16 protein-coding genes are annotated in these 16777 nt (G+C 62.3%); 10 read left to right on the forward strand and 6 right to left on the reverse strand.

Features of this window, described 5'->3' with window-relative positions; genetic code table 11:
• Window positions 1–23: 23 nt before the first annotated feature.
• Window positions 24–335 (reverse strand): hypothetical protein, encoded by a 312-nt coding sequence (locus JG746_RS24295; RefSeq protein ID WP_244730434.1) that lies wholly within the window; start codon window positions 333–335, stop codon window positions 24–26.
• Here JG746_RS24295 and JG746_RS37240 point away from each other — a divergent pair.
• The gene (locus tag JG746_RS37240; protein ID WP_244730435.1) at window positions 334–510 is read left to right on the forward strand and encodes a hypothetical protein; all 177 of its coding nucleotides are present in this window, start codon (window positions 334–336) and stop codon (window positions 508–510) included. The genes JG746_RS24295 and JG746_RS37240 overlap by 2 nt on opposite strands.
• A gap of 226 nt (window positions 511–736) precedes the next feature.
• On the opposite strand, the gene JG746_RS24300 is transcribed toward JG746_RS37240, so the two are convergent.
• Window positions 737–2611: a glycosyltransferase family 2 protein gene (locus JG746_RS24300; protein ID WP_202355032.1), complete on the reverse strand. Its 1875-nt coding sequence runs from the start codon at window positions 2609–2611 to the stop codon at window positions 737–739.
• A gap of 619 nt (window positions 2612–3230) precedes the next feature.
• Here JG746_RS24300 and JG746_RS24305 point away from each other — a divergent pair.
• The gene (locus JG746_RS24305) at window positions 3231–4154 is read left to right on the forward strand and encodes a glycoside hydrolase family 26 protein (protein WP_202355033.1); all 924 of its coding nucleotides are present in this window, start codon (window positions 3231–3233) and stop codon (window positions 4152–4154) included.
• Window positions 4155–4220: 66 nt separating this feature from the next.
• The gene (locus JG746_RS24310) at window positions 4221–4739 is read left to right on the forward strand and encodes a DUF995 domain-containing protein (RefSeq protein WP_202355034.1); all 519 of its coding nucleotides are present in this window, start codon (window positions 4221–4223) and stop codon (window positions 4737–4739) included.
• Window positions 4740–4814: 75 nt separating this feature from the next.
• On the opposite strand, the gene JG746_RS24315 is transcribed toward JG746_RS24310, so the two are convergent.
• Window positions 4815–5264: a DNA polymerase III subunit chi gene (locus JG746_RS24315; RefSeq protein ID WP_202355035.1), complete on the reverse strand. Its 450-nt coding sequence runs from the start codon at window positions 5262–5264 to the stop codon at window positions 4815–4817.
• Between the two features lie 9 nt (window positions 5265–5273).
• The gene (locus tag JG746_RS24320) at window positions 5274–6785 is read right to left on the reverse strand and encodes a leucyl aminopeptidase (RefSeq protein ID WP_202355036.1); all 1512 of its coding nucleotides are present in this window, start codon (window positions 6783–6785) and stop codon (window positions 5274–5276) included.
• A gap of 355 nt (window positions 6786–7140) precedes the next feature.
• Between JG746_RS24320 and lptF the strand changes: the two genes are divergently transcribed.
• From lptF to JG746_RS24355, 7 genes are all read left to right on the forward strand, one after another.
• On the forward strand, window positions 7141–8343 hold the full coding sequence (gene lptF, locus JG746_RS24325; protein ID WP_202355037.1) for an LPS export ABC transporter permease LptF: 1203 nt from the start codon (window positions 7141–7143) through the stop codon (window positions 8341–8343).
• The gene (gene lptG / locus JG746_RS24330) at window positions 8340–9425 is read left to right on the forward strand and encodes an LPS export ABC transporter permease LptG (RefSeq protein WP_202359456.1); all 1086 of its coding nucleotides are present in this window, start codon (window positions 8340–8342) and stop codon (window positions 9423–9425) included. The genes lptF and lptG overlap by 4 nt, the downstream gene beginning before the upstream one ends.
• Entirely contained in the window at window positions 9425–11863 is a 2439-nt protein-coding gene (locus tag JG746_RS24335) for an LPS-assembly protein LptD (RefSeq protein ID WP_202355038.1), read from the forward strand. Before lptG ends, JG746_RS24335 begins: the two co-directional genes overlap by 1 nt.
• A gap of 90 nt (window positions 11864–11953) precedes the next feature.
• Complete coding sequence (locus JG746_RS24340; RefSeq protein ID WP_202355039.1) at window positions 11954–12889, forward strand: peptidylprolyl isomerase; 936 nt, start codon at window positions 11954–11956, stop codon at window positions 12887–12889.
• Between the two features lie 13 nt (window positions 12890–12902).
• Window positions 12903–13919 carry a 4-hydroxythreonine-4-phosphate dehydrogenase PdxA gene (gene pdxA / locus JG746_RS24345; RefSeq protein WP_202355040.1) on the forward strand — a complete coding sequence of 339 codons (1017 nt, stop codon included), beginning with the start codon at window positions 12903–12905 and terminating at the stop codon, window positions 13917–13919.
• 25 nt (window positions 13920–13944) lie between these two features.
• On the forward strand, window positions 13945–14784 hold the full coding sequence (gene rsmA / locus JG746_RS24350; protein ID WP_202355041.1) for a 16S rRNA (adenine(1518)-N(6)/adenine(1519)-N(6))-dimethyltransferase RsmA: 840 nt from the start codon (window positions 13945–13947) through the stop codon (window positions 14782–14784).
• A gap of 67 nt (window positions 14785–14851) precedes the next feature.
• Window positions 14852–15145 carry a DUF1330 domain-containing protein gene (locus JG746_RS24355; protein WP_202355042.1) on the forward strand — a complete coding sequence of 98 codons (294 nt, stop codon included), beginning with the start codon at window positions 14852–14854 and terminating at the stop codon, window positions 15143–15145.
• Window positions 15146–15151: 6 nt separating this feature from the next.
• Here JG746_RS24355 and gmk read toward each other — a convergent pair whose 3' ends face one another.
• Together gmk and JG746_RS24365 are read right to left on the reverse strand one after the other, a co-directional pair.
• Window positions 15152–15826 carry a guanylate kinase gene (gene gmk / locus JG746_RS24360; RefSeq protein WP_446721068.1) on the reverse strand — a complete coding sequence of 225 codons (675 nt, stop codon included), beginning with the start codon at window positions 15824–15826 and terminating at the stop codon, window positions 15152–15154.
• Window positions 15827–15829: 3 nt separating this feature from the next.
• Complete coding sequence (locus JG746_RS24365; RefSeq protein WP_202355043.1) at window positions 15830–16720, reverse strand: YicC/YloC family endoribonuclease; 891 nt, start codon at window positions 16718–16720, stop codon at window positions 15830–15832.
• Between the last annotated feature and the right edge of the window lie 57 nt (window positions 16721–16777).

A 16777-nucleotide genomic window follows, 5' to 3' on the forward strand; every position in this document is an offset into this window, starting at 1 on the left:
TTCCGTCCCCCACTGAACTCTTGCTAGCGCGCGCGGCAAGTCGCGCGCTGGCCAAATCCGCTTGGACCGCAGATCCAGGGCGAATGGCCCAGGAGCGGGCCAGCATTGCCCAGCCTGTAAGAAACCTTCACCGGCGCCGGCGTGACGATCCTGGCCGGCCGCGGCCGCACGAAGGCGGCGTAGGCCGTTTCAGTCGTGCGCGTCACGCTGGTCATCTGGATGACGCGCTTGCGGTGGAACACGCCAACCCGCTTCTTTCCGACGTAGTGGATTTTCTTGGCGGATGCATGCACCGCGGGCTTGCCGGCGAGTGAGCCGGTCGTGGTCGCGTCCATGCTCTGGCAACCGGAAACCATCGACATCAATGCAATGGCGGCTATGGACCAGGCATTTTTCCTGCCCTTGGCAGCCGAACCCCTCATGAACTTGTTCATCACCTATCCCCTGCCGAGAAATGCAAGTCGATTGGACGCGGAGATATTTTTCTTTGGTGTCTTCCGCGCCGTGTGAACAGCCAGCCGCCACTCACATCATGCCCGAATATTAGGGGATACTTATTAAAATTCGCGCAAACGGCATGGTCAGCGCCGCCCTTCAGCGCTCGATCGGATATTATTAAAATTTGATCTTATTTGGCCGTGCCTGAAGCACAGCGGGTCACCGGCCGGCGATCGAAGCCGTCCATCAAGGTGAATGCAGTACAGGAGAGTTCTTTGCGCGCGGATGACCGCAGGCGTCAGCGCCGCGTTTCCCAACCCGGATCGAAGTAGAAATTGCGGGTGCCGATGTTGCCCTGGCCGGCGCCGGAAACCACATAGGCGATGCGCACGATGCGCAAGCCTCCCGCTCCCTGCTGCAGCCCATAGACGCCCTCCATGCCACGATCGTAAAAACCCATGATCGGCACGGCAAGCGCCAGGATCGTGAGCGATGCCTGAAAGGCGAGTTTCGCGGCATTGGCGCGCAGCGGGATCCTGTTCTCGATGACATGCCTTACGACGATAACCAGCACCAGAAGCCCGTAGAGGAAGGCGTTGAGGGCCGCGAACCAGTAGAAGCCGGTGGCGTCGAAGGGATGGTCGACGAGCAGGACGGGCAGCGCCGCACCGACCGCCAGCACCACATAGGGAACGAAGGCGCGAAACGGAATCAGGCTCTTTGGGCCACTGCCCTTCGGCGTGACGCGGAAATCCACGAACGACTTGGTCAGATAGTCGCGCAGCGACGACAGCGTGCCGGCCAGCACCCACGGCCAGCGCGCGAAGAAGAGGAACAGCGTGCCCTCCCAACTTATGGTCTTGGCCGTCATCGGTCGCGAGAGGCCGAATGCCTTCAGCATCATCACCAGGCCAACCAGGGCGCCGGCGTTGGGCAGGTAGTAGAAGAGGAAGTCGGCATACATGACATTGGCAAAGTTGCGCCCGGTGAACAGCGCATACATCGGCATTGCGTACATCATCAGCGCAAAGACGGCGAACAGCGGATACCAGAGCTGGCAGAACAGGAACTGGAACCGCAGTCTCGGCGGCAGCTTGGGAAAGTACGTGGGCGAATATTCGAGCAGGATCGTCATCAGGCTGCGCGACCACTGGAATTCCTGGGTGACGAGATCGGCAAAGGTTTGCGGGCCGTCGCCATGGGCAATAGCATCCATCGCATGCACGCCGCGCCATCCGGCCGCGTTGATCAGCATCGAGGTGGAATGGTCCTCCGCCAGTTCCGGGCCAAGACCGCCCGCCTGCTTCAGCGCCTCGGTCCGCACCGCATAGTGCGAGCCGATGCAGAGCGGCGCCCCGCCGCCGGTATGGCCGGATTGCAAGGGGCCGTGGAACATCCCTTCCGGAAACAGCCGGCCGCGCGCTGACCAGCTTTTGGCGGCATTGTTGTCGCAGATGCTCGGCGCCGAGACATAGCCGACCGCGGGATCGGCGAAGGGATAAAGGATTTCCCTGAGATAGGTCGGCGTCGGCACATGGTCGGCATCCATCTGCGCGACGAAATCGTAACGCTCATAACCATAGTGGTCATAGAAGAAGGCCAGGTTGCCTTCCTTGCAGCGCGTGCGGCGCGGCCATGTCTTACGGTGGTAGTCCTCCCTGCCGCGCCGCGTCGATATCAGCACGCCGCGGGCATCGCACCAGCGGACCGTCTCCTCGGAAGGATCCTCGTCGGCCAGCCAGGTGTCATGGGGATAATCCTGCGCGAGCATTGCTTCCAACGTGCGCGCGACCACGGCGAAGGGTTCGGACGGCGCCTTGGTCACCACCATGGCAACTCGCGAACGCTTCGGGATGCTGGAAAGCTTGGACGGTTTCCTCGACGCGTACACGTTGAGCAGGAAGTACATCGGCATCAAGGTCAGCCAGGCCAGCACCAGTGTGGCAAAGGTGAACGGTCCGATGTGTTCGATATGTTCCGGCTTCAGCCACCAGACCCAGAAAAAGCCCAGGGTGACGAACCAGAAAGCCAAGCCTGTCCGCAGAATCCATTGCTGGACGGGAGAGAACACAGGCACGAGAAAAGGCGCCTTCTGCGCCGCGTGGGCCAGAGTTGACCTGGGCTGCCTTGCCTGTCCGCTCGTACGGCCGATGATGCCTACGTCTAAACTCATACCCTTACGCGCCGCCACTTTGGGCTGCAGCCAACGACCGCTGCAAAACCCTTAAATCCCCGCAGCAGAATCGGCCGTCACTCCGTTAGTGTCAACTAAATTAAATATTGCTTAACCATTCTTCTTGAGCGTTGGTTAACCTAACCCCTTGAACGGGAGCCCAAACTTTTCGGCATGCAGGCCGATGGTCGACTTGGGAATAGACGTCCGATGAAATTTTCAGCGTTGGAAGAAAAGCTGATGGACCAAGGGCGCCCGATGCGTTTCCGGCAAGCTAGGCCCGTTAACCATGCCGAGCGTATCATGGTTAAGCAACCGTTAATTGTACTTGACTCCTGGTCGCGATCGGCTCTTAAATTAGCTCGGGATGATATATCGGAATATGACGCGAATTTGTGAGTATCGCGGCGAACCTTCTCTCTTGAGCTCCTCGTACCAGCGTCTTGAGAGATGATTTTCATGGTGGGATCGGTGCATAGCAACACCCGCCAATAGTCGCTCCAAATCCCGCAGATTCCGCCGATAAGCCGATAGGGTTTTGGACGATCGCGTCGATCACTCTTCGACGCGTGGGCGAGGCTTCGACTTCCGCAGGATATCGATGCCATGGGAGATTATCATGAAAAATATCGCAGCAAGTGCGCTTGCAATCGCGCTGGTTTTGGGCGGCAGCGCCGCGTTGCCGACTTCGGCGGGCGCCGGCTCGGCAGCCGCGACGGATCCCGTTCAGACGAGCAGCGCCGCGTCGGCGTTCGGATCCTATGATCCTTACGGCGACTTCAGCGCCGACAAGACCGCCAGCATCGAAGAGTTGTTCCTGCCTTGGGAAGACGTCGATCTGACGACCCTTCCCCTGGCCGATGCCTATGCCCTTCAGCGAAACCGGTCGCTCTTGATCACCATCGAGCCTTGGACCTGGTCGAAGGATTGGCGCATCACCCCGAACGAACTGCGCGACGGGATATTGAGCGGCAGATATGACGCCAACATGCAGGCGATCTGCGACCTGGTGGGGGCCATGAAGAGCCCCGTCACCATTCGCTGGGCGCAGGAAATGGAGGACAAGAACGGTCGCTTCACCTGGGCCAACTGGGCACCCAAGGATTGGATCGCCGCCTACAAGCGCGAGGTCGACCTCTGCCGCAAGGCCGCTCCGGCCGCCAAATACATGTGGTCGCCCAAAGGTGAAGAGGGTCTGGAGAAGTACTACCCTGGCGACGACTATGTCGACGTCATCGGCCTGTCGGTATTCGGCCTGCAGAAAAAGGACAATGACGAGGCCGGTCGCGACCGCACGTTCGCCGAAACGCTGATGCCCGGATATGACCGCGTCGCGGGTTTCAACAAGCCGGTCGTGGTGGCGGAGCTCGGCTATGTCGGGAAGCAGGAATATGTTTCGCAATGGGAAGGCGATTCCCGCAAGTCCTATTCCGAGTTTCCGGCGCTGACCTCGGTCGTCTACTTCAACCAGAAGGAGGTGTGGCCATGGTTGGGCGGCTATGGGCTGCCCGATTGGAGGGTTACCCAGCACGTCCTGCCCTAGGCATGCTGTGTCAGGTTGGGTGCAAGCGTAAGAACTGAGCGTAGCGTAAATTGTAGGGGTGGGGTCGTGAAACGAGTACTGGGCAATTCCATTGGAACGGCACTTGCCTGTTCCATAGCCGTCCTGGCCTTCCAGATTCCGGCGGTGGCCAAGACAGCGGCGCAGGTCGCCGACCTGGCCGAAAAGGCCGAAGCGGTGCCCGACGAAGGCATCTACCAGATGTACCATAACCGTTCATGGCTCTGGGGCCGAAATGGTGCGGGTTATTTTGCCGTGCAGCGCCGTCAATTCAGCGCCTGGACTTCGGACAAGGGCAAGCCTGGCTATGGTGACGGGATCTGGTTCATCCCCGGAGGCGGCAAGCTTTGCTTCCGGGCAAAATGGCATGGCGCGGGAGGTGACTCCAACGCCCTCACCTGCTTCGAGCATCGTCAGAGCCGCAGGGTGGTCTACCAGCGCAAGCTGCCGGATGGCGGCTGGTACGTCTTCAGGAGTTCGCACCGCAACCTGGCGGACGAGTTCATGAAACTGAAACACGGCGACTATGTCAGCTGGAAACAGAAACGGATCAAGGCACAAGAGTAGCCTTATCGCCGGCTGAAGCGCGCCGCACCGATACGGGCTCATGCGGCGCGCTTGGGCCTCTGTTCGTGCCTGGCATCAAGCCTTGCGCTCCCAGCGGCGGTCCGATGTCTGCTGCCAGTAGGTCACGGCATGGCCCGCGTCCTTCATCGTCTTCCAATGCGCCCTCGCCGCCTCGACCTGGGCGGCGTCATGGCCGTCGAACAGGAACACGGCACGCTCGTAACCGCCAAGGTCTGATGGTACCGCGCCGTCGACCAGGAATCTTATCTTGGCCTCGTTGGGATTGCCGGCGCCCGTGGTCAACAGGATAGGCTGTTCGCCGGGATAAGCCTCGCGGTCGGTTGCGTGCGCCAGGAAAGAATCATCGCGGAAAGTCCACAGATGCTGGTCGAGCGCGTCGCGCCGTTCCTCGGTACCGGTCTGCACCACGGCGCGCCAGCCACGATCGACGCTGCGTTCCAGCAGGCCCGGCAGCGCCTCCTCCAGGGTCGATTCGGTCAGATGGTAGAACAGCACATCGGCCATGGATCAGGGTCAGCTCTCGTAGTGATCGCGCACCAGCCGGTCGAGCAGCCGCACGCCGAAGCCTGAGCCCCAGGACTGGTTGATCTCGCTCGACGGCGAGCCCATGGCGGTGCCGGCAATGTCGAGATGCGCCCAGGGCGTGTCCTTGACGAAACGCTGCAGGAATTGTGCCGCGATGATGGCGCCGCCATAGCGGCCGCCAATGTTCTTCATGTCGGCGTTCTTGGAATCGATCAGCTTGTCGTATTCGGCGCCGAGCGGCATGCGCCACAGCCGCTCCTGCGTCGCCTGCCCCGCCGCAGCAAGCCTCTCGGCCAATTCGTCATTGTTGGAGAACAGGCCGGCATAATGCAGGCCGAGCGCGACCATGATGGCGCCGGTCAGCGTCGCCAGATTGACCATGAATTTCGGCTGGAAGCGGTCGTTGCAGTACCACAGCGCGTCGGCCAGCACGAGACGCCCCTCGGCGTCGGTGTTGAGCACCTCGATGGTCTGACCCGACATCGAGGTGACGATGTCGCCGGGACGCTGGGCATGGCCATCGACGGCGTTTTCGACCAGGCCGATAATGCCGACGACATTGGCCTTTGCCTTGCGCGCGGCCAGCGCATGCATGAGGCCGGTCACGGCGGCAGCGCCACCCATATCGCCCTTCATGTCCTCCATGCCCGAAGCCGGCTTCATCGAATTGCCGCCGGTATCGAAAGTGACGCCCTTGCCGACGAAGGCGATCGGGCTGTCCTTGGGCTTGCCGCCGTTCCACTGCATGACGGCCATGCGCGCGCCGCGGGGCGAGCCTTGCGCGACACCGAGCAGCGAGCCCATGCCGAGCTTCTTCATCTCCTTCTCGGTCAGGATCTCGACCTTGACGCCAAGCGTCTCGAGTTCCTTGGCGCGGGCCGCGAACTCGAGCGGTCCCAATATGTTTGCCGGTTCGTTGACCAGGTCGCGCGCCAGAAGCACGCCGTCGATCACCGCCTCGGCATCGGCGAAGGCCTTCTTGGCACCTGCCGGGTCGGCCGTGTGGATGGTTATCTTGACCGGCTTCTTGGGATCGGCCTTTGCATCATCCTTGTCCTTGCTGGTCTTGTATTTGTCGAAGGAATAGCTGCGCAGGAGAATGCCCGCGGCAAGGTTGGCGGCATCCTTGCCGTCAGCCGAAGCGCCAACCAGGTCGAGCAGCACGGCGACGTCGGTTGCCTTGCGCAGCGACGCTGCAATGGTGCCCCCGAGTTTCAGCCAGGCATATTCATCGAGCCCCGCCGCCTTGCCCGCGCCGATCGCGACCAACCTGTCGAGCGATGTTCCTTCCGGCGCCAGTATCTCGACGACGCCGGCGAACTTGCCGGTGAATTCGGCCACCGGAAAGGCCCGCTCCAACGTCTTGCCGGGGTCGTAAGCTCTGGCCGCATCGCTCAGGCCGCCGTCATCCGCCGATAGCACGAAGACCGTGCCCTTCCTGTTCGCCGCCGTCTGGGGCGCGGCGAATTTTGCAAAGGCGATCGATGGTCTCGGGTTCATCATGTCCTGCTTTCGGGGATGGCGCGCGAAGCGTTTGAAGCGATCCGCGACATTTGGTCGTTTTCCGGCATTTGGCAAGACTTTGCCAAAATGGCTACCCATATGACAGTTGGAATCGATGGCGATTCGTCGCGGCACGGCCCCGCTTCATGCCGCAACCTGTTGTTAACCATCGATGTTCGCCCTTTCTTATCCATTCCCTCCGACACTCCGATCCATTGCGGCACGCGACGTGGGACGGGAACCGGATCGCCTGCCTGATCGAGCCCATCGGAGCCAGTTGTGCGGGCGTCGCCGGACAGCTACCCTTGGCGTGGTGGCATGATGCCGTTCGAGAAAATCGAGTAAAGCCTTCATGAAGGTCGTTGAACGCTACATCATGCGCCGCGCTTTCGTGGTCTTTCTGGCAGCGCTGGTCTGGACGCTGGCCATCGTGTGGACCACGCAGGTGCTGGCCAAGATCGATCTGGTTACCGACAGCGGCCAGTCGTCGATGACCTTCTTCGAGGTCGCCGCGCTCATTCTTCCCTCGATCATTCCGATCGTCGTGCCTTTCGCGCTGGTGGTGGCGGTCGCGCAGACACTGAGTGTCATGAATTCGGATTCCGAACTCGCCGTCGTCAACGCCGCCGGCGCTTCGCGTTGGACGATCGTGCGGCCCATCATGCTTCTCGCCCTTGCGGCGAGCGTTTTTTCCTTTGCCGTCGACAATGGCATCGACCCCTATGCGCGGCAGAAGAACCGCGCTTTGGTGGCGCAGTCGCGCGCCGACCTGTTGTCGCTGATCATCCAGGAAGGCACCTTCCGCAAGATCGAGGATGGGCTGTTCCTGCAGATTGGCGAGCGGCTTCCCGACAACAGGCTGGGCGGCATATTTGTCGCCGATTCGCGCGAGGAAGGCGTCAATCTCGTCTACTACGCCAAGACCGGCAGCGTCGTCGAACGCGGCGGCGAAAAGGTGCTGATGATGAATGATGGCGTCATCCACCGCAAAACACTGACCGGCGACCTCAGTGTCATCCGGTTCACCTCCTACGCCTTCGACATGTCCGCCTTCATGGCGGCGGCTTCCGAGGTGACGCTGCTGCCGAAGGACCAGACCACGCAGTACCTGCTCAATCCCAACGTCAACGACAAGCTTTATCAGCAAAACCCCCAGGAATACCGGGCCGAGGTCGACCAACGATTTTCGGAATGGCTGTATTCCATGGTGTTTGCGCTGATCGCGCTCGCGGTCGCCGGCGACGCGCGCTCGCATCGCGAGGCACGCGTCAATCCTTTGATCACGGCTATCACCATATCCCTCTTCGTGCGCTGGCTGGGTTTCTTTGCCGCAAGCAAGGCCGATGAAGTGCCGCAATTTGCCTACATGGTCTATGGCGTGCCCATCGTGGCTTCCGCGGTGGCGATCTGGTTCATCGTCTCCAACCGGACCATGGAGCTGCCGGTGGCCTGGGCGGACTGGATGACAAACCTGGCCAGCCGCTTCGGGGACGGCTGGAACGCTCTCAAACTGCGCTGGTCCAGGCGCGGCACTTCAGGTCAGGGGATCGGCTGATGGGCTGGACGCTGGGCCGCTATTTCTTCTTCCGCTACGTGACGATCACGATCTGGTTCTTCCTGGGCCTGCTGGCGCTGGTGTTCCTGATCGATTTCACCGAGCTGTCCGGCCGCACCACCGGCCTGCCCGGCTTCACCTACGGAACGGCGGTGGCCATTTCAGGCCTCCGGATGCCGATGATCATGCTGCAGACCGTGCCGTTTGTCGGCCTGTTCTCGGCAATGGCGACGCTGGTTTCGCTCAACCGCCGCTACGAACTGGTCATCGCGCGGTCCGCCGGCGTTTCCGCCTGGCAATTCCTCTTGCCATGCTGCATCGGCGCGTTGCTGTTCGGCTTTGTGTCGGTCGGGCTCATCAACCCCCTCGCCGCGCACGCCTTCTCCTTGTCCGAGCAGATCGAGACCCAGTTGCGCTCCGGCAAATCAAACACGGTTTCGGCCGACGCCGCCCCCTGGATTCGCCAGAAAACCAGCTCCGGTGACACCATCATCGGCGCGCGGGCCATCCTCAACCAAGGCCTGGAGATGGCCGATGCCGTCTTTTTCGTCCTCGACCAGCAAGGCAACATCGTCGAGCGCAAGGACGCCGCGCGCGCCTACCTGCGGGACGGCTATTGGGAATTGCAGGATGTGAAGACCTTCAGGAACGGCACCATCCAGCCCGCGGCTAGCGATCGTGTGCCGACCAATCTGAAGCCGGAATTCGTGCAGGAGCGGCTGGCGCGCCCGGAGACCATTCCGTTCTACGACCTGCCTGGAAAAATCGAGGTTGCCCGTTCCTTCGGCCTCAAGGCAAATGCGTTTGCCATGCAGTTTGATTCGCTGGTGGCGTTGCCGTTCCTCCTCGTCGCCATGACGCTGATTGCGGCAACAGTTTCAATGCGATTTGCGAGGATGGGACAATCGGCAACGATGATTCTGGGTGGCGTCGTTGCCGGGTTTCTGCTTTATGTCGTTTCGGTGCTGGTGAAGGCATTCGGCGTGGCGGGGTTCGTGCCGACTGCCATAGCCGCCTGGGTGCCAGTCGTGGTAGCTATGTTCTTCGGGGTGACTTTCCTGCTATACAAGGAAGACGGCTAGTGAGGGAGGCGTTTTTGCCCAGCAGCAGGCAGGCCCATTTGGCGCGCCTTTATGCGGCGAGCGCCTTGGCGTGCCTGCTTGCCTGCGCCGTGCCGTTGCCTGCGTTCGCGCAGGAAGTCGGCAAGATGGCGACCAATGTTCCGTCCGGCTCGCAGATGCTGCTGGCCGCCGACACGCTGGTCTACAACAACGACAACCAGACGGTGACCGCCGTCGGCGGTGTGCAGATCGACTATGGCGGCAATCGCCTCGTCGCCCAGAAGGTCATATACGACCGCAACACCAAGCGGATGGTTGCCACCGGCAATGTTGAAATCGTCAACAGTGACGGCACCAAGATCAATTCGCAGCATATCGACATCACCGACGATTTCGCCGATGGTTTCGTCAACGCGTTGCGTGTTGAAACCATCGACAAGGCCTATTTCGCCGCCGAAAGCGCCGAGCGCATGGGCGGCGTGCTGACCACCTTCCACAATGGCGTCTACACCGCCTGCGAACCGTGCGAGGACAAGCCCAACAAGGCGCCGACCTGGCGCGTGAAGGCCAGGAAGATCATCTGGAATGGCGAGAAGAAGACGGTTCGCTTCGAGAATGCGAATTTCGAGTTCTTCGGCTTTCCGCTCGCCTACTTGCCGGCTTTCGAGATCGCCGACCCGACGGTGAAGCGCAAAAGCGGCTTCCTGATCCCGAGCATCAACTACAACAGCCATCTGGGATACAGCGTCAAGGTTCCCTACTATTTCGCCCTTTCGCCGACATATGACCTGACGGTGACGGGAAGCGGCTATACCAAGCAGGGTTTCCTCGGAGAGGCCGAGTGGCGCCAGCGCTTCAACAATGGCCAATACAGTTTGAAGATCGCCGGAATCCAGCAGCGGAATCCGGACGCCTTCCTTGATACAACGGCTTTCCCGGCCTCCGGTGGCCACAACGTCGATTCGGGCGCGGCGGGCGATCCGAACAAGTTCCGCGGCATGATGGGCACGCAGGGCCAGTTCGCCATCAACGAACGCTGGAATTTCGGCTGGGACGTGCTGCTGCAGACCGACAAGAATTTCTCCAACACCTACAACATCGACAAATACAACGGTTCCGTCCACCAGTCGTCGGTCTACCTGACGGGTCTCAATGGCCGTAACTATTTCGACGTGCGCGCCATGCATTTCGAAGTCCAGGAAGACACACCGAACGACAATGCGGCCGCGCGAAGCGGCCAGCAGCCTTGGGTGCTGCCGTCGCTCGACTACGCCTATATTCCCGACGTGCCGGTTGCCGGCGGCCAGCTGTCGCTCAATGTCAATACACGGGTCATTCGTCGCGATGATCTCGATGAGGCTTTCAACATCCCATACGACGCCAGCAGCCCCGTACAGCGCGTGCGCGGCGTCGCAGGTGAGTCCGGGCGCCTCACCACCGAGGCCGAGTGGAAACGGACCTTCGTGACCGACGACGGGCTGGTGCTGACACCGTTGCTGGCACTGCAGGGCGACGTCGACTACGTCGATGCGTCATCGGGTTCGCTCGCCGCCGTCAACCAGATGGCGACGAATTTGAGCCAGCAGGACGATATGCGCTCGTCTTTCGCCCGGTACATGGCAACTGCCGGTCTCGAGATGCGTTGGCCGGTGCTGTTTTCGATGGCCAGCGGGTCCAGCCATGTCATCGAGCCGATGGCGCAGCTGTTCCTGCGTCCGAACGAACAATATGTCGGCGGTCTCGCCATCCCGAATGAAGACGCCCAGAGCATGGTGTTCGACGCGACCACCCTGTTCGAGCGCGACAAATTCTCCGGTTATGACCGCATCGAAGGCGGCTCGCGCGCCAATGTCGGCTTCCGCTATTCCGGCTCCTACATCAACGGCTGGGGCACCAACGCCATTTTCGGCCAGTCCTATCAGATTGGCGGCGAGAACTCCTTTGCCGCGCCGGACCTGGTCAATGTCGGTGCCAATTCCGGCCTTCAGACGACCAAGTCCGACTATGTCGGCCTGTTCGGCATCAACAGCCCGAATGGGTTCGCGGCTTCCGTCAGCGGCCGCTTCGACGAACAGACTTTCGAAGTTCGCCGCGCCGAGTTCAAGGCCGCCTATTCAGGCCTGCCGGTGTCGCTCAGCGCCAAGTACGCTTTCATCCAGGCTCAGCCGCTCTACGGTTTCACCACCGACCGGCATGAGGTGACGCTCGGTGCATCCACGCATCTCGCCGAAAACTGGCGCGTGTTCGGGACAGGAACCTATGATCTGCAGCAAAGCCTGCTGGTCAAGGATGGGGTCGGCTTCGCCTACAACGATTCCTGCTTCACCTATCTGATGACGTACTCGCAGTCGCGTGACCTGAACACCAGGGAAGTGACGCAGAGCATCGGCTTCAACCTGTCGTTCCGCACCCTCGGCGACTTCGGTTCGTCGACCAGCGCAGTCGACACCATCCAATAGCCTGCGAGTCATCGTTTCGCCGCATAGGGCTGGCACGGATTCGCGCACCCGGAAGAGGACGAAATTGGGCGGAACCGGGATAGAATTGGGATGCTAATGATGAGGAAATACCTCTTTTCAGCAGGGTTCGCGCTGCTTGTGGCGGCGACATCCGTGTCGATGATGACGGTCATGACGCCGCCGGCTTTCGCCAGCGAGATCAAATACGTCGTCAACGACATACCAATCACGTCGGGCGATATCGCGCACCGCGCCGCCTTTTTGAAACTGCAGCGCAAGAAGGGCGATGCCGCCCAGGAAATGATCGACCAGACGCTGCGGCTTGCCGAAGCCAGGCGCCTTGGCATCCGCATCAGCGACGCCCAGGTCGAGGCGGCCTATCAGCGCTTTGCCACCAACAACAAGATGCAGCTTGGCCAGCTCGATGGCGTGATGGAAAAATCCGGCGTCGGCAGGGACCATTTCAAGGAATTCATCCGCGCCCAGATGGCCTGGAACCAGGCTTTGAGCGCGCGCTACCGTTCCGGTGAAGGCGGCAGCGTGACCGAGCAGGACGCGGTCAGGCGCATGCTCGACAAGGGCGGAGCCAAACCGAGCGCCACCGAGTACATGCTGCAGCAGGTCATCTTCGTGGTGCCCGCCGCCGAACGCAGCGCGACGCTGGCCAAGCGCAAGCGCGAAGCCGATGCCATGCGCGCCCGCTTCAACGGCTGCAACACGACGCGCGAATTCGCCAAGGGCCTGATCGACGTCACCGTTCGCGATCTGGGCAGGGTGCTGGCGCCGCAGCTGCCGCCTGACTGGGCCGAGCAGATCAAGGCGACCAAGGTCGGAGGCGCGACCACCACGCGCGAGACCGAGCGCGGCGTCGAATTCATCGGCATCTGCTCGTCGCGTGAAGTGTCCGACGACAAGACCGCCCAGATGGTGTTCCAGAGCGAAGGCTCCACTGACAAGGCGGCCGACGATCTCAGCAAGAAATATGTCGACGAGCTGAAGGCGAAAGCCCGCATCGTCAAGCGCTGACGTGAGGAGCGCGATGACCGCGCTGGCCCTGAGCGTCGGCGATCCCTCGGGCATCGGCCCCGAAATCGCCATCGCCGCCTTCCTGGCGCGCGAGTCCGCCGGCCTGCCCGCCTTTTATCTTCTGGCCGATCCGGCGCTGATCGCCTCACGGGCACGGCAACTGGGCGTGTCGGTGCCGTTCGTCGAAACGACACCGGCGCAGGCGGCGCAGGTTTTCACCCGCTCCTTGCCGATCGTTCCACTGGCGGCCCGGTTCACCGACAGCCCCGGCCGGCCGGATCCGGCCAATGCGGCCGGAACCGTCGAGGCGATCGACCGCGCTGTCGCCGCCTGCCTTGCCGGCGACGCCGCTGCCGTCGTCACCTGCCCGATCGCCAAGAAGCCGCTCTATGATGCCGGTTTCCGCTTTCCCGGCCACACCGAATATCTGGCGCATCTGGCAACCCGCCACAATGGTATCGTGGCAATGCCGGTCATGATGCTGGCAGGCCCTGACCTGCGCACGGTTCCCGTCACCATCCACATCGCCCTGGCCGAGGTGCCGAAGGCCCTGACCACCGAACTGATCGTCGCGACCGCGCGCATCACCGCGGCCGACCTTGCCGGCCGCTTCGGCATCGCCAGGCCGAGGCTGGCCATTGCCGGCCTCAATCCGCATGCCGGCGAAGGCGGTTCCATGGGCCTGGAGGACGCGCGCATCGTGCAGCCGGCAGTCGACATCCTGCGCGCCGAGGGCATCGATGCTTTCGGCCCCCTGGCGGCCGACACGCTGTTCCATGCGCGGGCGCGGGCAGGCTATGACGCAGCACTTTGCATGTATCACGACCAGGCACTGATCCCTGCCAAGACGCTGGCCTTCGACGAAGCGGTCAACGTCACGCTCGGCCTGCCCTTCATCCGCACCTCGCCCGACCATGGCACCGCCTTCGACATCGCCGGCAAGGGCATTGCGCGGCCCGACAGCCTGATCGCCGCGTTGAAGCTCGCCAGGCGGCTCGCCGACACAGACAAGAAGGCCGCGGCCGCATGAGCGCTCCCGTTTCGGGTCCGAACGAATGAGCATCGACGGGCTGCCGCCACTGCGCGATGTCATCGAGCGCCATGGGCTGCAGGCGAAGAAGGCGCTCGGCCAGAATTTCCTGCTCGACCTCAATTTGACCGGCAAGATCGCACGCGCTGCCGGCGATCTGACAAACACCGCGGTGATCGAGGTTGGACCGGGACCCGGCGGCCTGACGAGAGCGCTGCTTTCCAACGGCGCCCGCCGCGTTGTCGCTATCGAACGCGACGAGCGCTGCCTGGCGGCGCTGGCCGAAGTCTCCGCTCACTATCCCGGCCGGCTGGAGGTGGTTTCCGGCGACGCGCTGAAGACCGACTTCGCCGCCCTCGCTTCCGCGGCGGCTTCAGACGGCGGTCCGGTGCGGATCGTGGCCAATCTGCCCTACAACATCGGCACCGAGTTGCTGGTGCGGTGGCTGACCGTCGTGGACTGGCCGCCCTTCTACGCCTCGATGACGCTGATGTTTCAGCGCGAAGTTGCCCAGCGCATCGTGGCCGAACCCGGCAGCGACGCCTATGGCCGGCTTGGCGTGCTGGCCGGCTGGCGCACGAAGGCCAGGATCGCCTTCGACGTGCCTCCCCAGGCCTTCACGCCGCCGCCCAAGGTGACCTCTTCGGTGGTGCATCTGGAGCCGCGCCTGACGCCCCTGCCCGCCGATGTGAAGAAACTCGGCCGTGTCACCGAGGCCGCCTTCGGCCAACGCCGCAAGATGCTGCGGCAGAGTGTGAAAAGCCTGGGCGGCGAGGGTTTGCTCGAGCGCGCGGGCATCGATCCGACCCGCCGCGCCGAAACGCTCAGCGTCGAGGAATTTGTGCGGCTGACCAATGCGGCCTAGCGCCGGCAGCTCTGGAATCGCGAGGATGCAGGCATAGATATTCTGGCGAGCATGCCGGAGAAGCCAAATGCCTGCCTATATCATTTCCGACGTCACCATCCGCGACCAAGATGCATTCCAGACATACCGCACACGTGCCGCGGCTTCCATTGCCCAGTATGGCGGGCGCTATCTCGTACGCGGCGGCCAGGTGGATACGCTGGAGGGCGAGTGGCATCCCACACCGCTGATCGTTGTCGAATTTCCCGACATGGAGCAGGCACGGCGCTGGTACGCATCCGCCGAGTATGCCGCGGCGCTGGACGTGCGCGACGCAGCGCTCAGCCGCCATCTGATCCTGGTCGACGGCATGGCGCCCTGAAGCCGGTCAGACGGTTTTCTCGTCGAGCAGGCCCGATACGAAGTCAAAAAGCCCGGGTCGGCGGTCGCGCCGCAATCGTTCGGCGACGACAATGCCGCGCACCTCGGCGAAGGCGCGATCGAGATCGTCATTGACGATGACGAAATCATATTCCTTCCAGTGCTCGATTTCGTTGCGGGCGTTCTTCAGCCGCGTTTCGATGACCGCTTCCTGGTCCTCGGCGCGGCGCTTCAGGCGGGCCTTCAATTCCTTCATCGACGGCGGCAGGATGAAGATCGAGACGATATCGGCGCGCATCTTCTCCTTGAGCTGCTGGGCGCCTTGCCAGTCGATGTCGAACAGCATGTCACGGCCCTGCGCCAGCGCCAGTTCCGCGGGTTCGCGCGGTGTCGCATAGCAATTGCCGTGCACCTCCGCCCATTCGAGCAGCGCATCGGAATCGCGCAACCGCTCGAACTCGCGCATCGTGCGGAAATGGTAGTGAACGCCCTCGATCTCCGAGCCGCGGCGCGGCCTGGTGGTGACCGAGACCGACAATTCGAGGCTGGAATCGCTTTCCAGGAGGTTGCGCGCGATCGTCGACTTGCCGGCACCGGATGGCGACGACAGGACGAGCATCAGCCCCCGGCGGCGGATGCGGGATCCCAAATCCCTGGGAACCATCGGCTCCTTGGTAACCATCGGCTACTCCAGATTCTGGACCTGTTCACGAAACTGGTCGACCACCGCCTTCAGCTCCAACCCGATCGCGGTGACGGTTGCGGCATTCGACTTCGAACACAGCGTATTCGATTCGCGGTTAAATTCCTGTGCCAGAAAATCCAGCTTGCGGCCGACGGCGCCGCCGCCCTCAAGCAGAGCCCGGCCAGATGCGACATGCGTTTTCAGCCGGTCAATCTCCTCGCGAATATCGGCCTTGGTGGCGAGGAATGCCGCCTCCATATGCAGCCGGCTCGCATCCAGATTGGCGGACGCGTCCATCAGCAGCCTGACCTGCTCGGCGATGCGCTCACGGATCGCCGCCGTCTCGCGTGACGGATCCGCCTCCGCGCGCAGCGTCAATGCCTCGATGGCATCGATGTGGCCGGACAGCAGCAAAGTCAGCGCCGCACCTTCGCTTTGCCGTGCCTGCTCCAGCCCTTTCAGCGCCACGTCGAGCGCCGCCATGATGGCGGTGTCGAGCGCGGCGCGCGCCTCTTCGGTTTCCACGGTTTCGGGAACATCGAGCACGCCACGCAGCGACAGCAACCCGTCAGCCGTCGCGGGAGCAACGCCGAACTGTTCCTGCAGCCGTTTGGCGAGACCCGCAAGGTCCTTCAGAAACGCCTCGTTGACGACGGGTTGCGCCTGCGCGCCGGCGGCGCGGCCGATGGTCAGCGTCGCCTGGAAATTGCCGCGGGCGAACCGCTTTTGCAGCGTTTGCCTGACCGCCGGTTCCAGACGCTCGAAACCTTGTGGCAGCCGCAGCCGCACCTCGACGCTCTTGCCGTTGACGGACTTGACCTCCCAGGCGATCGAGGTGCCGTCATGCTCGGCGACGGCACGCGCAAATCCGGTCATGCTCTGCAAATTCATGTCGCCTGCACATCCCTGGCGCATCACCCCGAAACCAGTTTCCGGACAGGGCAAGTG

Source organism: Mesorhizobium sp. 113-3-3 (genome assembly GCF_016756495.1).
Taxonomy (GTDB): Bacteria; Pseudomonadota; Alphaproteobacteria; order Rhizobiales; family Rhizobiaceae; genus Mesorhizobium.